General features: G+C 71.4%; 15 protein-coding genes and 1 pseudogene. 9 read left to right on the top strand and 7 right to left on the bottom strand.

Annotated elements, in window-relative coordinates:
* Nucleotides 1-5: 5 nt before the first annotated feature.
* On the top strand, nucleotides 6-716 hold the full coding sequence (locus tag ACY34J_RS14385) for an HAD family hydrolase (protein WP_462726803.1): 711 nt from the start codon (nucleotides 6-8) through the stop codon (nucleotides 714-716).
* A gap of 26 nt (nucleotides 717-742) precedes the next feature.
* On the opposite strand, the gene ACY34J_RS14390 is transcribed toward ACY34J_RS14385, so the two are convergent.
* The 4 genes and pseudogenes from ACY34J_RS14390 to ACY34J_RS14405 all read right to left on the bottom strand — a co-directional run bounded on the left by ACY34J_RS14390 (nucleotide 743) and on the right by ACY34J_RS14405 (nucleotide 3,347).
* Nucleotides 743-1,165 (bottom strand): secondary thiamine-phosphate synthase enzyme YjbQ, encoded by a 423-nt coding sequence (locus ACY34J_RS14390; protein ID WP_462726802.1) that lies wholly within the window; start codon nucleotides 1,163-1,165, stop codon nucleotides 743-745.
* Between the two features lie 446 nt (nucleotides 1,166-1,611).
* Nucleotides 1,612-1,881 carry a DUF1876 domain-containing protein gene (locus ACY34J_RS14395; protein ID WP_462726868.1) on the bottom strand — a complete coding sequence of 90 codons (270 nt, stop codon included), beginning with the start codon at nucleotides 1,879-1,881 and terminating at the stop codon, nucleotides 1,612-1,614.
* A gap of 147 nt (nucleotides 1,882-2,028) precedes the next feature.
* Nucleotides 2,029-2,655, bottom strand: a pseudogene (locus ACY34J_RS14400) (phosphoribosyltransferase); the annotation flags it as partial.
* Nucleotides 2,656-2,777: 122 nt separating this feature from the next.
* Nucleotides 2,778-3,347, bottom strand: a complete 570-nt coding sequence (locus ACY34J_RS14405; RefSeq protein ID WP_462726801.1) for a DoxX family protein — start codon at nucleotides 3,345-3,347, stop codon at nucleotides 2,778-2,780.
* A gap of 527 nt (nucleotides 3,348-3,874) precedes the next feature.
* On the opposite strand from ACY34J_RS14405, the gene ACY34J_RS14410 reads away from it, so the two are divergent.
* The 5 genes from ACY34J_RS14410 to ACY34J_RS14430 all read left to right on the top strand — a co-directional run bounded on the left by ACY34J_RS14410 (nucleotide 3,875) and on the right by ACY34J_RS14430 (nucleotide 8,708).
* The gene (locus ACY34J_RS14410; RefSeq protein ID WP_462726800.1) at nucleotides 3,875-4,516 is read left to right on the top strand and encodes a TetR/AcrR family transcriptional regulator; all 642 of its coding nucleotides are present in this window, start codon (nucleotides 3,875-3,877) and stop codon (nucleotides 4,514-4,516) included.
* 151 nt (nucleotides 4,517-4,667) lie between these two features.
* On the top strand, nucleotides 4,668-5,426 hold the full coding sequence (locus tag ACY34J_RS14415; RefSeq protein WP_462726799.1) for an ABC transporter ATP-binding protein: 759 nt from the start codon (nucleotides 4,668-4,670) through the stop codon (nucleotides 5,424-5,426).
* Nucleotides 5,423-6,160 (top strand): ABC transporter permease, encoded by a 738-nt coding sequence (locus ACY34J_RS14420; protein WP_462726798.1) that lies wholly within the window; start codon nucleotides 5,423-5,425, stop codon nucleotides 6,158-6,160. The genes ACY34J_RS14415 and ACY34J_RS14420 overlap by 4 nt, the downstream gene beginning before the upstream one ends.
* A 67-nt stretch (nucleotides 6,161-6,227) precedes the next feature.
* Nucleotides 6,228-6,443: a hypothetical protein gene (locus tag ACY34J_RS14425; protein WP_462726797.1), complete on the top strand. Its 216-nt coding sequence runs from the start codon at nucleotides 6,228-6,230 to the stop codon at nucleotides 6,441-6,443.
* 126 nt (nucleotides 6,444-6,569) lie between these two features.
* Nucleotides 6,570-8,708, top strand: a complete 2,139-nt coding sequence (locus tag ACY34J_RS14430; RefSeq protein WP_462726796.1) for a catalase — start codon at nucleotides 6,570-6,572, stop codon at nucleotides 8,706-8,708.
* Between the two features lie 40 nt (nucleotides 8,709-8,748).
* Here ACY34J_RS14430 and ACY34J_RS14435 read toward each other — a convergent pair whose 3' ends face one another.
* A complete protein-coding gene (locus tag ACY34J_RS14435; RefSeq protein ID WP_462726795.1) occupies nucleotides 8,749-11,184 on the bottom strand; it encodes a glycoside hydrolase family 65 protein in 2,436 nt (811 codons plus the stop codon).
* Between the two features lie 3 nt (nucleotides 11,185-11,187).
* A complete protein-coding gene (locus ACY34J_RS14440; protein WP_462726794.1) occupies nucleotides 11,188-11,610 on the bottom strand; it encodes an HAD family hydrolase in 423 nt (140 codons plus the stop codon).
* A 201-nt stretch (nucleotides 11,611-11,811) separates the two neighbouring features.
* Here ACY34J_RS14440 and ACY34J_RS14445 point away from each other — a divergent pair, with 201 nt between their 5' ends.
* On the top strand, nucleotides 11,812-12,477 hold the full coding sequence (locus ACY34J_RS14445) for a CBS domain-containing protein (RefSeq protein WP_462726793.1): 666 nt from the start codon (nucleotides 11,812-11,814) through the stop codon (nucleotides 12,475-12,477).
* Nucleotides 12,478-12,551: 74 nt separating this feature from the next.
* On the opposite strand, the gene ACY34J_RS14450 is transcribed toward ACY34J_RS14445, so the two are convergent.
* Nucleotides 12,552-13,028 carry a DUF5709 domain-containing protein gene (locus ACY34J_RS14450; protein ID WP_462726792.1) on the bottom strand — a complete coding sequence of 159 codons (477 nt, stop codon included), beginning with the start codon at nucleotides 13,026-13,028 and terminating at the stop codon, nucleotides 12,552-12,554.
* A 164-nt stretch (nucleotides 13,029-13,192) separates the two neighbouring features.
* Here ACY34J_RS14450 and ACY34J_RS14455 point away from each other — a divergent pair, with 164 nt between their 5' ends.
* Nucleotides 13,193-15,697 (top strand): SpoIIE family protein phosphatase, encoded by a 2,505-nt coding sequence (locus tag ACY34J_RS14455; RefSeq protein ID WP_462726791.1) that lies wholly within the window; start codon nucleotides 13,193-13,195, stop codon nucleotides 15,695-15,697.
* A gap of 110 nt (nucleotides 15,698-15,807) precedes the next feature.
* Nucleotides 15,808-18,285 carry a SpoIIE family protein phosphatase gene (locus ACY34J_RS14460; protein ID WP_462726790.1) on the top strand — a complete coding sequence of 826 codons (2,478 nt, stop codon included), beginning with the start codon at nucleotides 15,808-15,810 and terminating at the stop codon, nucleotides 18,283-18,285.
* Nucleotides 18,286-18,305: the final 20 nt, after the last annotated feature.

Below are 18,305 nucleotides of genomic sequence, written 5' to 3' on the forward strand. Positions count from 1 at the left end.
AGGACATGACCACTTCCCGGACCGCAGGCCGGCCCCCTTCCCGGACCCCTGCCGTGATCTTCGACCTCGACGGCACGCTCGTCGACAGCGAGCCGAGCTACTACGAGGCGGGACGGCGGCTGCTCGCCGAGTACGGGGTCGCCGGCTTCACCTGGGAGCAGCACACCAGGTTCATCGGGATCGGAACCAGGGAGACGCTGGAGACCCTCAGCCGCGAGTACGCCATCGAGGCGCCGGTCGAGGACCTCCTCGCCGGGAAGAACCGCCACTACCTTGAGCTGGCCGCCGGCCGCACCGAGGTGTTTCCGCGGATGCGCGCCTTCGTGGAGCGGTTGCACGCGGCCGGGCACCCGCTGGCCGTGGCCTCGGGCTCCTCGCCGGCAGCGATCGAGGCGGTGCTCGGCGGTACGGGGCTGGACGCGTACCTCACCACGCTGGTGTCGGCGGAGGAAGTCGCGCACGGCAAGCCGGAGCCGGACATCTTCCTGGAGGCCGCGCGGCGGCTCGGCGTACACCCCGCGGACTGCGTGGTGCTGGAGGACGCCGCACCGGGGGCGGAGGCCGCCCGTCGCGCCGGGATGCGCTGCATCGCCGTGCCGTATGTGCCGGACACGGCCGGGGATCCGGCGTTCGCGGCCGCCGGTCTGCTCTTCGCCGGCGGCCAGGCCGAGTTCGACGACCAGGCCGCCTACGCCTGGGTCACGGCGAACCGCTGACCGCCGCCGGGTCCGCTAGTGCCGCGTCAGCCGAGGAAGGACAGCCGTACCGTGCGGCGCGGATTGTCGCGGTTGGTGTCCACCAGGCAGACGGACTGCCAGGTGCCGAGTTCCAGCTGCCCGCCGATGACCGGCAGGGTCGCATACGGCGGTACCAGCGCGGGCAGGACGTGGTCCCGGCCGTGTCCCGGGCTGCCGTGCCGGTGCTGCCAGCGGTCGTCGGCAGGCAGCAGGCTGTGCAGCGTGGTCAGAAGGTCGTGGTCACTGCCGGCGCCGGTCTCGATCAGCGCGAGTCCGGCAGTCGCGTGCGGCACAAACACATGGAGCAGGCCGTCGCGCCCGCGGGCCGTCTCCCGCACGAACGACTGGCAGGCGGACGTGAGGTCGTGGACGGTCTCCGACGAGCCGGTGGCAACGTCGATCGTACGGGTGGTGAAGGCATCGGACATGCCTCCATCCTCACCCACTCACCGGGATTGCGCGTCCGCGTATCGAGACGCCGTTGACCGTGCGCGTCGGCTCCCGCTGCGTTACGGCCTCCTGCCGGGCGGTCTCCGCCGCCTGTTGCCGGGCTGCTGACGCTGTATCACTTCTTCTCCCAGGCTCCTCGCTGATCTCGCCCTGCGCCCAGGGGAGTTCACCTCGCTGCCCGTCCGTAGCAGCGCTCGTGCCGCAGGGCAACGTGGTCGTCGGTTTCGCGCCGGGTTCCCGCCCGGCCGGGGCGGGCGGGCGGGGAGACACGTGCGCCAGGCGCCAGACCCGCTCGGGCGTCGCGGCACCCCTGGCCACCGCGAGTCGCACACCCCCGACCGTCTTGTGACACGCATGCGTAGGCCCGGGTGTCCGGGGGAGCCGGTCACCCGGGCCGAGTTGTGCCTTGCTCGGGGGTGTGTTCTCACATCCGGACATGTGCCTCCAGGTGCGTCACTTCCTCTATCTCATGGCTGGCCTTCTCCAGCAGCTGATGAGCGAGGTCGTTCAAGGCCCTTGCCGCCGCGATCTCCTCGCCCACGCGTGGTTGCTGTGGGTCCGTCGGGTAACGGTTTGCCCGACCGTGTGCCCGCAGCTCCGTTCCGTCCGGGAGTCGGAGCATCAACGCCGCGTTGGTCTTGCTCTCGTCTTCCCTGAACTCGATGTCGATGTGCCATCCAACGACCGTCTGCATGTTCATCACCTCCACCCTTACTTCTCCAGGGTGCATCGTCCGGGCCGTCAGCACGAGGCAGGGCGGCGAATTCATGGCGCAGCGACGTCCAGGCCACGCGCCGCCCCGTGCGCAGGCTTCCGGCGTCCGTACTCAGTGCCGCCGCTCGGAGCGGGCCAGCAGCGCGGAGACCTCCTCGTCCGTGGTCTGCGAGAAGTCCTGGTACCACTCACTCACGGCGAAGAAGAGCCCCGGCGCCGACAGGCACACCACATCGTCGGCCGCGGCCCGCAGCCGTTCGACGGCGTCCGCCGCCGCCACCGGAACAGCGAGCACCACGCGCGCGGCTCCCTGGGCCCGCGCCACCTGACAGGCGGCGAGCGCGGTCGCGCCGGTGGCGACCCCGTCGTCGACGATGATCACCGTCCGGCCGGTGAGCGGGACGCGGGGCCGGTCGCCGCGGAACTGCCGCGCCTGCCGTTCGAGGGCTCCCAGCTCGCCTCGCTCCACGGCGTCGAGATCCTCCTGGCGGGCCCCGCTGCGGCTGATGATGTCCTCGCTCACGACCCGTACGCCGCCCTCGCCGATGGCGCCGAAGGCCAGCTCACGGTGGGTGGGCACGCCGAGTTTGCGGACCACGATGACATCGAGCGGCGCGCCCAGGGCACGGGCCACCTCGTAGGCCACGGGCACGCCGCCGCGCGGGAGTCCCAGGACGACCGGAGCGGGGAGGTCCTCGGACCGCAGCCGCTCGCCGAGCTGCTGCCCGGCTGCCACGCGGTTGGTGAACTGCACGTCTCAGCCCTGCCCGGCGGTCGAGCGGAGGGTCGGGCCGCTGAGGTGGTGCGACATGAGCTGCTCCAGAGGGCGGGTGCAGATGCGGCGGACGGAAACGGCGTACGCGGACCGGCGCGTGGTCAGTCCGCTGCCGGGCGGGGCTCCTCTTCGGCGGTTTCAGCGTAGGCGAGGTCGGCTGCTCGCTTCCGCAGCGTCGCCGCCCGGTACCTGAGTACGGCAGCGGCCGCCAGAGCGCTGGCGGCGAACCCGGTGGCGGCCACCCACGGGCGGTCCAGGCGGTGCCCCATCGCATGGTCCAGCGACAGGCGGCCGGGGCCGCTGAGGGCGAGCACGGCGGAGACGAATCCCAGATATGCCGGGTACTCAAAGCCCCCGGAAGTGACGAAGAATCCCTTCGGCGCGTGCACCGCGACGGCCGCGGTCATCGCTCCCGCCGCCGCGGCCCCCGCGACAGGCGTCGCCAGCCCCAGCGCCAGCAGCACGCCGCCGCCCACCTCCCCCAGTCCCGCCGCCACCGCGCTCACCTTGCCGGGCCGGTACCCCATGTCCTCCATGGCCTTGGCCGTGGCCTCCAGCCCCGGACCGCCGAAGAAACCGAAGAGCTTCTGCGCGCCGTGGGCGAAGAGGACGCTGCCCGTACCCACGCGCAGTGCGAGCAGGCCGAGGTCTTGTCGGTACGGCAGGGACATGCCGGAGCACCTTTCGGACGGGACGGATCGCGGCTCCAGTCTCCGCGCCCCCGGTCCCGGCCGCCGCCCCGGCTGGGCCGTTCGGGGCGCCATGCGGCACTTCGGCCTGCCGGTACCGCTGCGCCGGACGAGCCACCGTCCCAGTGCCCGGGCTGTCGGCTGCCCAAGAATTGCTTACCCCACGGACCCCCCTACGTCGTCCACAACGCTGATCACTGGGTCTTCGCCGGCACGCCGGTCGAGTGAGGCGACTGCTTCGACCACTTGGTCGGGGAGGAGTTCGACCGGGTCCGGCCGCCCGGAAGGTGCCGCCGCCGAAGGACAATGTGCGGAGCCTCTACGGGTCGGCGTGAGGCCGGCAGTCGCCCGTCCCGGCTGGGCAGGGACGGCTGTGAGCGTCCTGACCGGCTGCCTCGTTGCGGCAGCCGGAAGCCCATTGGCCCTGGGCATCGCGTGAGGCGCCGTAGGCTGTCAGTCGTGATCGATCCAACGATGCGGATCCCGCACGCGGCCCTGGGGGCCTGGGCGTGAGCGCCGAGGGCGCGGCGCGGCCGGCTCGTCGGCGCGGTCGGCCGTCGTCGGCCGCCCGGGAGGCGGCCGGGGAAGCCGCGCGCGATCGCATCCTCGCCTCGGCCCGCGCCGAGTTCGCCGAGCACGGCTACGACAAGGCCTCCATCCGGACCATCGCCCGTGGCGCCGAGGTCGATCCGGCACTGGTGCACCACTACTTCGGTACGAAGGAGCAGGTCTTCGAGGCGGCCATCGAGATCTCCTTCGCCCCCGTACAGAAGCGCCTGGACCAGCTGCCCGCCGCCGGCACACTCGGCGAACAGCTCGTCCGCTTCTTCCTCGGCATCTGGGAGAACCCGGCGACCCGGGCGCCGCTGCTGGCCGTGGTCCGCTCGGCGGTCAACAACGAGACGGCGGCCCGGATCTTCCGAGCCCTGGTGACACGGCAGTTGATGACCCGCATCGCACACGAGCTGGACAGCCCGGACCGGGAGCTTCGGGTCCAGCTGGCGGCGGCGCAGATGGTCGGCACGGCAATCCTGCGTTATGTGATCAAGGCCGAGCCGCTGGCCTCGGAGGACCCCGAGGAGCTGATCGCCCGGCTCGCGCCGGTCGTGCAGCACCATCTGACCGGGGACCGGCTGACGACGGCCGAGTGAGGCCGGGCGGCTGAGCCGCGCCGTACCAACACGCCCGCAGCCAAACCACCTCAACCACACCGCGTCGTGCGGCATCGCCGCCGTACCCCGTCCTCATGTGGCATCCCACTGTCATTGACACACCGGCGGCTTCAGCCGCATTATTCAACGCATGATGAATAACGCTGACGGGATGGCCCTCCACGCCAGCGGCCTCTCCGTCGTACGCGGGGGCCGCACCGTCCTCGACCAGCTCGCCTTCGATGTCCCGCGCGGTACCGTCACCGGCCTGCTCGGGCCGAGCGGCTGCGGCAAATCCACCCTGATGCGCGCCATCGTGGGCAGCCAGGCCAAGGTCACCGGGACCCTCGAGGTCCTCGGTCACCCGGCCGGGTCCGCCCCGCTGCGCTCCCGCGTCGGCTATGTGACCCAGGCTCCGTCCGTCTACGCCGACCTCTCCGCCCGGCAGAACCTCGACTACTTCGCGTCGGTTCTCGGTCTGCCGCGCGCCGAACGCCGCTCCCAGGTCGCCCGGGCACTCGCCGACGTGGACCTCGCCTCCCATGCCGACTCCCTGGTGGGAAACCTCTCCGGCGGCCAGCGCGCCCGGGTCTCTCTCGCCGTCGCCCTGCTCGGCACCCCCGAACTGCTGGTACTCGACGAACCCACCGTCGGCCTGGACCCCGTCCTGCGCCGCGACCTGTGGAACCTCTTCCACCGCCTCGCGGCCGAGCGCGGGGCCACACTGCTCATCTCCTCCCACGTCATGGACGAGGCCGACCGCTGCCAGCGGCTGCTCCTGATGCGCGCGGGCCGCATCCTCGCCGACGACACCCCCGAGGCCCTCCGCCTGCACACCCGCACCGACGCCATCGAGGACGCCTTCCTCCACCTGGTCGACACCGCCCGCGAGAAGGAGACAGTGCAGTGAACGCCCGTCGCACCCTGGGCACCGCCCGCCGCGTACTGCGCCAGCTCGCTCACGATCGCCGCACGATCGCGATGCTGCTGTTCATCCCGGTGCTCATGCTGGTTCTGCTGTACTACGTCTTCGACGGCGACCGGCGCGCCTTCGACTCCATCGGCGCCTCGCTGCTCGGCATCTTTCCGATGATCACGATGTTCCTGGTCACCTCCATCGCCACCCTGCGCGAACGTACGTCGGGCACGCTGGAGCGGCTGCTCTCCATGCCGCTGGGCAAGGGGGACCTGATCCTTGGCTACGCCCTGGCCTTCGGCGTCTTCGCCGTCGTCCAGGCGTCGGTGGCCACCGGCGTGGCCGTCTGGCTGCTGGACCTGGACATCGCCGGCTCTTCGTGGCTGGTCCTGCTGGTGGCCCTCCTGGACGCCCTCCTCGGCACGGCACTCGGCCTGTTCGTCTCGGCATTCGCGGCGACGGAGTTCCAGGCGGTCCAGTTCACGCCCGCCGTGATCTTCCCGCAGCTCCTGCTCTGCGGGCTGTTCGCCCCGCGCGCCAGCATGCAGCCCGTGCTGGAGGCGGTCTCCGACGTCATGCCGATGTCGTACGCGGTGGACGGGATGACGGAGGTGCTCCACCACAGGGACATCACCGGCGACTTCGTGCGGGACGTCGTAGTCGTCGCGGGCAGCGCTCTCCTGGTCCTCGCCCTCGGCGCGGCCACGCTGAGGCGGCGGACACCCTAGTGCCGCCCGCCGGCGGCGGATCGTGTGAGGGGATGCGCCCGCGCGGCGCCCGTCGCACTCTGGAGGCATGACATGGCACCCGCCCGTCATCGTGTACCCGCCCTCGCCTTCCGGAGGGCGTCGGGTGACGTTGCACGGGCAGATCGTCGGGCTCGCACATGGCCGCGGCGACGTCGCGATGTTCCTGCGCACTGCCGGGCTCGCCACAGGGGAGGTCAAGCTCGACGACCCCGAACTCGTCGAGTGGCGCGGTGGCGACCTCGACCACTGGCCGGTCCGCTGAGGAGCGCCGGCCAGGGCCGTGGACCTGCGCGGCAGCGTGTTTCGGGCCTCGTGCGTGGGCTACCCAAGCGTCTGACCAAGTGACCAAGCCCGGCCGCCGACCGGACACAGCCGAGAAGAGGCCTCCATGGCTCACGACGACATGCCCCAGGACGAAACGCAGCCGACCAACGCCAAGCAGGAGCAGCTGGACAAGTACCGGGCGGAGAACCCGTGCGAGGGGCCACTGACCACGGACCAGGGGATCATGGTCGACCACACCGACGACTCGCTCCGGGCAGGCGAGCGCGGCCCCACGCTGATGGAGGATTTCCATTTCCGCGAGAAGCTGACGCGATTCGACCACGAGCGCATTCCCGAGCGGGTGGTGCATGCCCGCGGCGCGGGCGCGTACGGATATTTCGAGCCGTACGAGTCCTGCGCCGAGTTCACCCGGGCCGCATTTCTCCAGGACCCGTCCGTGAAGACGCCCGTCTTTGTGCGGTTCTCCACCGTACAGGGGCCGCGGGGATCCGCGGACACGGTGCGCGACGTACGCGGCTTCGCGACAAAGTTCTACACCTCGGAGGGCAACTACGATCTGGTCGGGAACAACATTCCGGTCTTCTTTATCCAGGACGGCATCAAATTCCCGGATTTCGTGCATGCGGTGAAACCGGAACCGCAGAACGAGATTCCGACCGGCGCCTCCGCGCACGACACCCTCTGGGACTTCGTCTCGCTGCAGCCCGAGACCCTGCACATGATGATGTGGGTGATGTCGGACCGGGCGATTCCGCGTAGTTTCCGGATGATGCAGGGCTTCGGGGTGCATACGTTCCGCTTCGTCAACGCGGAGGGGCGGGGCACCTTTGTGAAGCTGCACTGGAAGCCGCTGCTCGGCGTGCATTCGCTGGTGTGGGACGAGGCGCAGGAGTGCGCGGGCCGCGACCCGGACTTCCACCGCCGGGACCTGTGGGAGGCCATCGAGTCGGGTGAATTCCCGGAGTACGAGCTGGGCGTGCAGCTGGTGCCCGAGTCGGATGAGTTCACATTCGACTTCGATCTGCTCGACGCCACCAAAATCATTCCCGAGGAGCAGGTGCCGGTGCGGCCCATCGGCCGGATGGTGCTGAACCGGAATCCGCAGAATTTCTTCGCCGAGACCGAGCAGGTCGCTTTCCACACCGCGAATGTGGTGCCGGGCATCGACTTCACCAACGACCCACTGCTGCAGGCGCGGAACTTCTCCTATCTGGACACCCAGCTGCTCCGGCTGGGCGGGCCGAACTTCTCCCAGATCCCGGTCAACCGGCCCGTCGCCTCGGTGCGTACCACCCAGCGCGACGGCTTCCACCAGGACGACGTCCACACCGGAGTGAGCTACACGCCGAACTCGCTCGGCGGCGGCTGCCCGGCCCTCGCGGGCACCGACGGGCGCGCCTACACCCACTACGCGGAGCGGGTGGAGGGCGCGAAGATCCGGAAGCGCAGCCCGAGCTTCGAGGACCACCACAGCCAGGCCGCACTGTTCTGGAACAGCATGAGCGACTGGGAGCAGCGGCACATCCTCGAGGCGTTCCGCTTCGAGCTCGGCAAGGTGAACTCGATGGAGGTGCGCCGGCGGGTGGTCGGCGAGCTGGTCGGGGTCGACTACGGGCTGGCCACGGCCGTCGCGAAGGGCATCGGCGTCGAGGCCCCCGAGTCCGGGGCCACTGCCGTCCCGGCCGCCGAACGGCCACGCTCCCCCGCGCTGAGTCTGGAGAACCTGCGCGGTGACGGCTCCATCCGCACCCGCAAGATCGCGGTGCTGGTGACCGACGGGGTGGAAGCGGACCAGATCAACGGGCTGCGGGAGGTCTTCTCCGAGCAGGGCGCGGTCGTCGAGGCGCTCGCCCCGCACGACGGGACGGTCACCTGCGCCGACGGCAAGAGCCTGGAGGTGGACCGGGCGCTGCCGACGGTCCGCTCCGTGCTGTACGACGCCGTGATCGTGCCGGACGGGCCGGGCGACGCGCTGGTGTCGGAAACCGGCGGCGCCGCCCTGCGGTTCGTACGGGACTCCTACCGGCACGGCAAGGCCGTGGGCGCGCTGGGCACCGGGGTGACGATGCTGGCCGCGCTCGGAGTGCGCGGGGTGCGGATCGCCGAGGAGCACGGCACGGTGGCCGACCAGGGCGTGGTGACCGACAGGGCGTCCGGCCGGGCGAGCGAGGACTTCACCCGGGCGTTCGCCGAGGCGGTCGCCGCTCACCGGCACCCGGAGCGGCGGCAGGTGACGGCCTGAGGGAGGTCTGACCTGAGCCGGGCCTGCGAGGGGGCCCGGCTCAGCCCCACGCCCCCACACCACTGTGCATCGGGAGGCTGCACGTCTCGCCCGGCGCGATGGTCACGGCCCGCCCGGCGAGCACAGCATGGATCGGCGGCTCTTCGGAGGGCGGGACGGTGACGCTGAGCTCGTCGGGGCCCGCCCGAAGCGTGATGCCCCAGTGGCCGCGGTAGCGGATGGAGAAGCCGAACTGGTGCAGCTCGTAGGGGGGCGCCGGGTCGAGCCACAGGGCCTCTTCCCGGGTCTCCAGCCCGGTCAGACCGCGCTGCACCAGGTCGAGGGTGCCGGTCATCGCCGCCAGGTGGATGCCCTCCTCGGTGGTGCCGCCCTGCAGATCGGCGACATCGGCGTTCAGGGCTTCGAGGAAGTACTTCCAGGCCTCCTCCCGGCGCTCCCGTGCCAGCACCCAGGCGTGGACCAGGCCGCTGAGCGTCGAACCGTGGCTGGTACGGGCCAGGTAGTAGTCCACCGTCTTGGCCCAGGCGTCGTCGTCCAGCCCATAGCCCAGACGCTCGAAGAGCTGCCTGAGCTCGGCCGGCGAGAACAGATAGCCCAGCATCAGCACGTCGGCCTGCTTGGAGGCCTGGTACCGGTTGACGGAGTCGTGCTCGGACTCCAGGATCCGGTCCAGCCGGCCGACGTCCCCGTAGCGGGCCCGGTAGGCCGCCCAGTCCAGCTCGGCCAGCTCCCCGTAGCCCTCGAACTGGCTGACCACGCCGTCGTGGAAGGGGATGTGCAACGTGCGGGAGACGTCCTCCCAGCGCTCCAGCTCGGCCTCGCCCAGCTCCAGCCGCTCGAACAGGTCGCGGCGGCGCGGCTCCGGCAGCGACCCGGCCAGCTCCAGGGCGCGGCACAGCACCCAGCAGGCCGTGACGTTGGTGTACGCGTTGTCGTCCAGGCCCGGCCGCGCCGCGTCCGGGTACGCCTCGTGGAACTCGTCCGGTCCGACGACGCCACGGATGCGGTAGCGCCCCAGGGCGGGATCGAACTGCGCGACGCTGGCCCAGAACCGAGCGATCTGCAGCAGCATCTCGGCGCCCCGCGTGTGCAGGAACTCCGTGTCGCCGCTGGCCTGGCAGTACTGCCACACGTTGTACGCCACCGCCGAGCCGACATGGTGCTGCAGCCGCGAGTGGTCGGGCAGCCACCGGCCCGAGCGGGGGTTGAGGTGCAGCGACTGCGTCTCCTCGCGTCCGTCGCTGCCGCTCTGCCAGGGGTACATGGCGCCCGCGTGCCCGGCGTCCGCCGCTGCCCGGCAGGCCGCCGGAAGCCGCCGGTAGCGGTAGTTCAGCAGCGCCCGGGAGATCTCCGGGAAGTGCAGGTTGAGGAACGGCAGGACGAACACCTCGTCCCAGAAGACATGCCCGCGGTAGGACTCCCCGTGCAGCCCGCGGGCCGGCACGCCCACGTCCAGGTCCGCGATGTGCGGCGAGAGCGTCTGCAGCAGATGGAACAGGTGCAGGCGCAGGATGCGGCCCGGCTCACCGGGCACGTCCAGGTCCGCCCCGCGCCACAGCTGTTCCCAGGCGACGGTGTGCGAGGCGAGCAGGCGTTCGTACGGCCCGGCACGCCGGACGCCGTCCAGAGCGGCGTGCAGCGGATCGCTGATCGCCGGGTCGCGGGAGGTGTGCAGCGCGACGGTCTTGTCCACGGTCACCGACCGCCCGGGCTCCATCAGGAACACCAGCCGGTGCGAGGCCTGCCGGGGCCCGATGTGGGGTTCGGCGTGGAGGGGTGCGTGCCCTGTGTCCTGTATGGAGTCGGACACGACGTGGGTGCGGGCCGCCATCGCCACCCGGACGTCGGAGGTGGCCGTACGGCAGCGCAGCCACAACGTGTCCGGCTCGAGCGCGCCGGTGTGCACACGGTTCAGGTGCCGCCCGCCCAGCTCCTGGTACCGGGCGACGCCGGAGTTGGTGATGCGGGCGTCGAGCCCGGACTCCACCTCCAGCGATCCGGACCAGTTCTCGGCCGTGAACACGGTGCGCAGCGCGGCCAGGTGCGGATCGCCCATGTGCACGAGCCGTTCCTGCTCGACCCGCAGCCGCCGCCCCTGGCGGTCCTCGGTCAGCAGGCTGCGGATGAGCGTTCCGCGGCTCAGGTCGAGGACTTGGCGGTAGCCGAGCAGGCTGCCGTTGTCGGGGGTGAACCACTTGCCCGGCGGGGCGTCGCCGATGCGGGTGCGGAAGCGCAGGGGCAGCCAGTTCGGGAGGTTGACCATGTCCTCGTTCTCCACCTGCCGCCCGGCGACGTAGGAGGTGAGCCGGTCGTAGCAGCCCGCCACGTACGTCCCGGGATAGTGCATGGGTCCGGCTTCCGTCTCCGGCGCGGCGCCCCGGGTGGCGAAGTATCCGTTGCCGAGCGTGCACAGCGCCTCGCGCAGCCGCTCCCGGGCCGGGTCGTAGCCCTTGTACTCCCACGTCCAGTCCGGCATGGCTCACTCCTCCACAGCGGGGTTGGGAGCTTCGGGCAGCCCCAGCGGGGCAGGCAGGGGAACGATCAGGTCGGCCAGCTCCTCGACCGCGATGTCCGCCTCGTGGGCCAGCAGGTCGTCGGCAGCGCCGGGAGTGCCGGTGCGGTTCACGCCCACCACGAGGCCGGATCCGCCCCTGCGGCCCGCTTCGACGCCCGCCAGGGCGTCCTCGACGACGCCCCTGTCGGCGGGGGGCGGGCCGAGCCGGCGGGCGGCCTCGAGGAACAGGGCCGGATCGGGCTTGCCGGGCAGCCTCGGCCGGGTGGCGTCCACCCCGTCGACCACCGCCTCGAAGCGGTCGAGCAGACCGGCCGTGCCGAGCAGGTCGCGGGCGTGCCGGGAGGCGGACACCGCGGCGCGGGGGAGGTGTGCCGGGACCTGTGCCATGAGGCGACCTCCTCCCTCCCATAGTCCCCATGGTCGGGAACCTCCTGTCCGCGTGCGAGCGCAGGCGCTGGGCGGACGAAGTACGCCGGGGACTCTTGTCGATATGAGGAAAGGCCTTGACGATGGGAAGGAGAGATGGTACGGGCGGGCACTCGGGGAGCCGCCACCGTTGTGTGGTGCGGGCATCCGCAGGAGGCAGCCGTGAACCGCAGTACGTACAGCGTCAGCGATGTCATGACCCACGCCGTCGTCGCCGTCGGCCGCGGGGCGCCGTACGACGAGATCGTGGAGACCATGAGCCAGTGGCAGGTGCGGTGCTTGCCGGTGCTGGACGAGGCGGAGCGGGTCATCGGGGTGGTGTCCCACGCCGACCTGCCGTGCGGGGCGCCCGGACTGCTGACCGTCGAGGAGCTGATGACCGCCCCGGCGGTCACGGTTCAGCCCGAGGCCTCGCTCGCCGAGGCGGCAAGAATCATGGTCCACCACTGCGTGAAACGACTTCCGGTCGTGGACACCATGGGGCGGCTGAAGGGCATGCTCAGCCGCAGCGACGTGCTGAAGGTCTTCCTTCGCTGCGACGAGGACATCGCGGAACAGGTGCGCTGCGACATCACCTCGCAGCTGTTCCCCAGCCAGCCGGAAGCGGTCGGCGTGCAGGTCGAGCAGGGCGTCGTCAGTCTCGTCGGCAGCGTCTCGGATGCATCGCTGATTCCTCTCGCGGACCGGCTCGTCCGCTCCGTCGAAGGCGTGGTGGACGTCCGGATCGAACTCTCCGGTGCGGTGCCCACCGGGTCTGGTCAGCCACCGCCGGTCCCCCGGATCGAGGATCCGGCTCCTGAATACCGGACTCCGACCGTCAATCCCTGATCAGCTCGGAACTCGGACACCGGGCAGAGCGTGGCGTACCGCGGGACCGCCACAACCCGCCTGAACAGGAGTCGTCACGGAAGCTCGCCGGGGCCCTCGGTCTCCGGTACGACGTGCACCGCGGCCTCCTCCGCCGAGGCCGCAGCCCCGTCGATACCGGCGTCGAACGCCACCAGATCCTTCTCGCGGTCAGGGTGCGCACCCTCGTCAGGGGCCACCAGCCGGCCTGCGCGAGCGTCCCCGACCTCGTCGTCCAACGGCTCTCCGTTGCCGTCCGAGCGGTCGCCGACGCCGTCTCCGTCCGGCTCCGTCACATCGGGCAACTCGCGCGCCAGCCGCTGGTCGAGGGTCTCCCCCTCACGCTGCTCCCGAGCCGTCGTACCGGTGGTTTCCACCGCCCACGGCCGCTCAGGTGGCGAGTACCCCTCGTCGAGGACCTGCTCAACCCCGTGGTAGTCGAGCGTGTCCTCGGGCTCCAGCAAGCCGGCGTCGTCCTGCTGCTCGGACTGGTCCGGCTGATAGACCTCGTCACCCATCAAGTTCTCGCTCATGGTTCATCCCCGCTCCTCCTTGCCGATCGAAGCGGATCGGGCACCGTGACACGCGAGGTGGCACCTGCAGCCATGCCGTCATTCTATTGGCGACAGCGGTTCCCGGCTAAAGGTGTCGCGGCCCCGGCGCGACGAGCGCCGCGTGAAGGGCACATGCTGGTGCTGTGGGGCAGGATGCATCGGCGGCGAGGCCGGCGGCACAGTCCGTGACCTGGGGTGAGGCTCGGGGCGGCACGGAACGTCAGCATGTGCTGGCCGATGGTGTCGTCGCGGCGATCGGGGCCACGGGAGGCTACGGCGGCGGCCTGTATCTGCCCTCGCGCGACGGCCGTTCCCTGGTGCTGGCCGTGGTGGCCGGTGTCCCCCGCTCGCTGCTGCACCGATGGTGGCGGATACCCGTCAGCGCCCGACTGCCGGCCGCGGAGGCGTACCGCACGGGGCACGACGTCCACCTGTTGGACCCGGGCGAGACCGTGCGCCGCTATCCGCGTCTGCCGGGCGAACTGCCCTATCCCTTCGCCTCCCTCTGCACCCCGGTCCACGCCCGCGGCCAGGTGATCGGCGTCCTGTTCGTTCTGCGCTCCGTCGCCGAAGGCTCCGCCGCCGCGGCGAGGGAACGCCGCGCGGTGCGCACCGTCAGCCGCGCGCTCGGCTACTCCCTCGAGGCGCTCGGCGCACCGGTCCACAGCGTCGAGTACGACGGCGAGCCGGTGAGCGTACGGCTGCCGGCCGAGGGTGTCACCGTGCGCGTCGGCCTGTTCGACTGGGACCTGGAGACGGGCTCGTTCACCATGGACGAGGAGGCGCGTGCGGTTCTTGGCACACGTCCTCACACCTCGCCCCGCACCATCACGGAACTGCAGGCGCGGGTGATCCCCGACGATGTGCACGAGGTACGGACCAGCATCCGCGACGCCGCCGAGCGCGGGCGCGTCCGGGCCCGCCGGTTCCGCGTACTCGACGACGACGGCCGGGCACGGCCCGTGGAGATGTGGGGCCGCATGACGGGCGAGGGGGGCGCCCGCCGTCTGGTGGGTGCCGTCATCGACGCGGCCGCCGGCGCCGCCGTCGAAGCAGCGCACCGGCTGCCCGACGGCATCTTCGCGCTCGACCAGGACGGCAGGTTCACCTTCGCCAACCGCCGCCTGGAGGAGATGCTGGGCGCCGGCCGGGAGGACCTGCTCGGGCGGTGCCCGTGGGACGTCCTGCCCTGGCTCGCCGATGCGGGGTACGAAGACCGGTACCGGGCGGCGATGCTGTCGCAGGAGGCGACCTCATTCCTGGTCCGGCATCCCGAGGGGGAATGGCTCGCCATCGTGCTGTACGCGGATGTGCATGGCCTCACCGGACGGGCGTTCTGGACGAGCCCGCCGCAGGAGGGCGGGGAGACCGTGCCACCGCAGGGGGGCGAGGAACGGGCGGCGCCGGAGCCGTACGGTCGGACCGGCCCGCCGCTGCCGGTCGTGGGCCCGGGTGCGCTGTACCACGTCGTCCACATGGCCGGCGTGCTCACGGAGGCCGTCACGGTGCGGCAGGTCTGCTCGGCCGTGGCAGAGCAGCTTCTCCCCGCGTTCGGCGGCCAGGAACTCGCCCTCTATCTGGTCCGAGAGGGGCGCATGCACCTGGCCGCGGAGTCCGGCTATCCGGAGGGCTTCCTCGACATGTTCGAGGGCGTGCCGCTGGACGCCCGGCTGCCCGGAGAGGAGGCCCTGGCCTCCGGGGTACCGATCTTCTTCGAGTCCCGCCGCCACCTGACCAGCGCGTATCCCGGGATCGCCGTGGACCGCATGTCCTCGTGGGCGTTCCTCCCGCTGATCGCCTCCGGACACGCGGTCGGCTCCTTGATCCTCGGCTTCGACACCCCGCGCTCCTTCTCCACCGACGAGCGTTCCGCACTGACGGCGCTGGGCGGCCTGGTCGCCCAGGCGCTGGAGCGCGCCCGGCTCTACGACGCGGAGTTCACCATGGCCCGGGGGTTGCAGGACGCCCTGCTGCCGCACCGGCTGCCGGGCGTCCCCGGCCTGGAGAGCACCGCCCGGTACCTCCCGGGCACCCAGGGGATGGAGATCGGCGGGGACTGGTACGACGTGATCGACACCGGCAGCGGGGTCGCGCTCGTGGTCGGGGATGTGGAGGGGCACAGCGTCACAGCGGCCGCCGTCATGGGGCAGCTGCGCACCGCCGTCGGCGCGCATGCCTCCAGCGGCCTGCCGGCCCAGGAGGTCATCGGCCATACGAACCGGCTGCTCGTGGACCTGGATCCGGGCGCCCTCGCCACCGTCTGCTACGTGCACCTGGTCCCGGGGACGGGCCGGGCGGTGGCCGTCCGGGCCGGGCACCCTCCGCCCCTGCTGAAGACACCCGGCGAGCGTGCCGCCGTGCTCGATCTGCCCGGAGGCCCGCTGCTGGGGGTCGCACCGGACATCGCGTACCCGGCCACGGAACTCCAGCTGTCGCGGGGGACGTTGCTCGCCCTGTACACCGACGGCCTGGTGGAGCAGCCGGGCGCTGACATCGACGAGGGCATCGACTTCCTGTGCTCCCTCCTCGACGCGGCACCGGACAGATCACTGGAATCCCTCGCCGACCGTCTGGTCCGGCAGGCCCGGCGTGCGACCGACCGACCCGACGACGTGGCCCTGCTCCTGACGCGCTACACCGGCGGCTAGTGCCGCGGCTTCCCCCTGAGGAGCTCAGCGCCAGGGATGTAAAGGCGGCACTGTGGAAGGGGAGCCGCATACAGCCGGGTCAGGGGGCAGTCGGATGGGAGGCGCCAGCGATGAACCGACCGGCGACGATGTTCAGCGAGAGCCCGGAGGATCCGTTCGCACTGCGGCGCGCGGCTTCGGCGGTACTGGACGAGCGCGGCACGGTTGTCGGCTGGAGCCGACGGGCCGAGGAGCTGCTCGGCTACCTGCCCGAGGAAGCCGTCGGCCGGCCGGCGGCCGACTTCCTCGTCGAACCGGATGACCGGGACCAGTTCATGGACGCGGCCGAGGCATGCGTACGGTCCCTGGGCTGGTTCGGCATCCTGCCCGTCCGCCACCGCGACGGCCACCGGGTAACGCTGGGCTGCCGAGTCCGCCGCATCCAGCGCAGCGCCCCCACCAGCGAGTGGTTCCTGGTCGGCGCACCCGCGGAGGAGGTCGTCCAGTGGGAGACCGACCGCTCGCTCCTGGACGGGCTGTTCAGCCGGTCCCCGATCGGCCTGACCATCCACGCCCCTGACGACCTGCGCATCCTGCGCACCAACCGGGCCATAGCCCTGGCCGGCGGCATGTCGCCCGAGCGCATGCGAGGGCTCCACATCGGGGACTTCCTGATCGGCCCGGACGCGGAAATCGTCGAGGGCCGGCTGCGGCAGGTGCTGGAGACGGGCAAGCCCGTCATCTTCACGGAACAGCCCTGCCGGCTGCACCGGGAACCGGGCAGGGAGCGGTTCGTGTCCGTGTCGGCGTTCCGGATGGAGGATGCCTCAGGGGAGATCCTCGGGGTGGCGGATCTGGTGGAGGACGTCACCGACCGCTATCTGGCTCGGCGTCGGCTCGCGCTGCTCAACAAGGCCAGTGCTCGCATCGGGGCCACGCTGGACGTGGCGCAGACTGCCCGGGAACTGGCCGACGTGGCCGTCCCCGATCTGGCTGACGGCGTGTCAGTGGATCTGCTCGAGCCGGTCGCCCGGGGCGAGGAGCCCGCCCAGTCCTTCGGGCCGGTACGCAGGACCGCCGTCAACAGCGTCACCGCGCAGGCGCTGGAGGTCCTCTACCCCGTGGGAGAGCTGATCCACTACGCCCCGACGATGCCGCAGGGCCAGTGCCTGATCGAAAACCGAGCGATCCTGGTACCCGACCTGAAGGGCGCGACCGGACTGTCGGTCAGTGATCCGGAACGGGAGCAGCGCGCTCTCGCCCTCGGCGCCCACGCGTTGATGGTGGTGCCGCTGGCCGCACGTGGTCTTGTGCTGGGAATGGTGTCCCTGTGGCGTTCGCGCAGGCCGGTTCCCTTCGAGGAGGACGATCTCACCCTGGCCGAGGAGTTCGCCAACCGCGCCGCCGTCTGCATCGACAACGCCCGCCGCTTCACCGAGCAGCACCAGGCGGCGCTCGCCCTGCAGCGCCGTCTGCTCCCGCGCCAGGTCCCCGAGCTGTCGGCTGTCGAGGTGGCTCATCGCTATCTGCCCGCGGGCTCCTCGGCAGGCGTCGGCGGCGACTGGTTCGACGTCATCCCCCTCTCCGGCGCCCGCGTCGCCCTGGTCGTCGGGGACGTGGTGGGCCACGGCATCGACGCCGCCGCCACGATGGGCCGGCTGCGCACCGCCGTCCGCACCCTGGCCGACCTCGACCTCGAACCCGACGAGATCCTCTCCCACCTCGACGACGTGGTGGACCGCCTGTCCGCCGAGCGCGAAGGGAACGGCGAGCTGACCGGGGACGAACAGGCGGTCGGCGCCACCTGTCTGTACGGGGTCTACGATCCGGTCTCCCGGCGCTGCACCCTGGCGCGCGCCGGTCACCCGCCGCCCGTGGTCGTGTCCCCGGACGGGCAGGTGAGCCTGCCCGATCTCCCCGCCGGGCCACCACTCGGCGTGGGCGGGCTTCCCTTCGAGGAGGCGGAGCTGGAACTGGAGGAGGGCAGCCTGCTCACCCTCTACACCAACGGGCTCCTCGACTCGGCCAAGGGAGACGTCGAGGACAGCCTGTCGCGGATGATCGAGCAGCTCGCTGTCCCCGACCGTCCGCTGGAGGAGACCTCCCAGGCCGTGGTGGACGCGCTGCTGCCCGCCCGCCCCACCGACGATGTCGCGCTGCTCATCGCCCGCACCCGGGTGCTGCCGCCCGAGCAGGTGGCCACCTGGCAGCTGCCCTCGGAGCCCACGGCCGCTGCCCATGCCCGGAAGCTGACCGCAGATCAGCTGAGCGTCTGGGGTCTGGAGGAGATGACCTTCAGCACCGAGCTGATCGTCAGTGAGCTGGTCACCAATGCCTATCGCTACTCCGACGGGCCGATGTGCCTGCGTCTGATCAAGGACCGCTGCCTTATCTGTGAGGTCTCCGACTCCAGCAGTACCTCCCCGCATCCGCGCCGCGCCCGCAGCACGGACGAGGGTGGCCGCGGCCTGTTCCTGGTGGCGCAGTTCGCGGAGCGCTGGGGTACGCGGTACACGCACGGCGGCAAGACGGTCTGGACCGAGCAGCCGCTGCCGTCCGAGCCGGCGTCGCGAGGACCCACCGCCGAAGCGGTCGCGGCCGCCTCGTGAGACGGCCCGCCGCCCGGAGG

It is taken from the genome of Streptomyces sp. HSS9-12 (assembly GCF_054963655.1).

What these genes read in the sequence shown, in the direction of transcription:
- ACY34J_RS14405 (WP_462726801.1), bottom strand. Translation starts at nt 3,347, where the DNA reads ATGTCCCTGCCGTACCGACAAGACCTCGGCCTGCTCGCACTGCGCGTG.
- ACY34J_RS14415 (WP_462726799.1), top strand. Translation starts at nt 4,668, where the DNA reads ATGATGAATAACGCTGACGGGATGGCCCTCCACGCCAGCGGCCTCTCC.
- ACY34J_RS14425 (WP_462726797.1), top strand. Translation starts at nt 6,228, where the DNA reads ATGACATGGCACCCGCCCGTCATCGTGTACCCGCCCTCGCCTTCCGGA.
- ACY34J_RS14385 (WP_462726803.1), top strand. Translation starts at nt 6, where the DNA reads ATGACCACTTCCCGGACCGCAGGCCGGCCCCCTTCCCGGACCCCTGCC.
- ACY34J_RS14450 (WP_462726792.1), bottom strand. Translation starts at nt 13,028, where the DNA reads ATGAGCGAGAACTTGATGGGTGACGAGGTCTATCAGCCGGACCAGTCC.
- ACY34J_RS14435 (WP_462726795.1), bottom strand. Translation starts at nt 11,184, where the DNA reads ATGCCGGACTGGACGTGGGAGTACAAGGGCTACGACCCGGCCCGGGAG.
- ACY34J_RS14395 (WP_462726868.1), bottom strand. Translation starts at nt 1,881, where the DNA reads ATGCAGACGGTCGTTGGATGGCACATCGACATCGAGTTCAGGGAAGAC.
- ACY34J_RS14440 (WP_462726794.1), bottom strand. Translation starts at nt 11,610, where the DNA reads ATGGCACAGGTCCCGGCACACCTCCCCCGCGCCGCGGTGTCCGCCTCC.
- ACY34J_RS14390 (WP_462726802.1), bottom strand. Translation starts at nt 1,165, where the DNA reads ATGTCCGATGCCTTCACCACCCGTACGATCGACGTTGCCACCGGCTCG.
- ACY34J_RS14430 (WP_462726796.1), top strand. Translation starts at nt 6,570, where the DNA reads ATGGCTCACGACGACATGCCCCAGGACGAAACGCAGCCGACCAACGCC.
- ACY34J_RS14460 (WP_462726790.1), top strand. Translation starts at nt 15,808, where the DNA reads ATGAACCGACCGGCGACGATGTTCAGCGAGAGCCCGGAGGATCCGTTC.